This window comes from Brevundimonas sp. P7753 (assembly GCF_013386595.1).
GTDB lineage: Bacteria > Pseudomonadota > Alphaproteobacteria > Caulobacterales > Caulobacteraceae > Brevundimonas > Brevundimonas bullata.
Genome location: NZ_JACARP010000240.1, coordinates 1 through 308 on the forward strand (window position 1 = coordinate 1; position 308 = coordinate 308).

The window sequence follows — 308 nt, forward strand, 5'->3', positions numbered from 1 at the left end:
GAGGGGGCGGCGGAGGGGCCGAGCTGTTGCTACGCCCCGTACGATTGCCCGCGTCATCGTAGGTGTAGGTCGTGGTCGAGCCATTGGGCGAGGTGACGCTGATGACGCGCCCAAAGACATCATATGTGAAGGTCTGCGCCTTTCCCTGCCTCGCAAAGAACAGACTGGCTGCCAAGGCTCCAAGCCCTGTCAGCACTATTCGCCTCGACGCCATACGCAGCTCCCCCTAAGCGAACAAGGTTCGCCATAAGCGCGGACAGGTCAAGGGGAACTGGCAGTTTCTTGGGGAGGTGCTTGGCCCAGCGGGT

General features: G+C 62.0%; 1 protein-coding gene. It reads right to left on the minus strand.

Going from position 1 to position 308, the window contains the following annotated elements:
* The coding region (locus HX774_RS19370; RefSeq protein WP_178829028.1) for an RHS repeat domain-containing protein at nt 1–214 on the minus strand (214 nt) is incomplete at its 3' end.
* Nucleotides 215–308 lie beyond the last annotated feature (94 nt).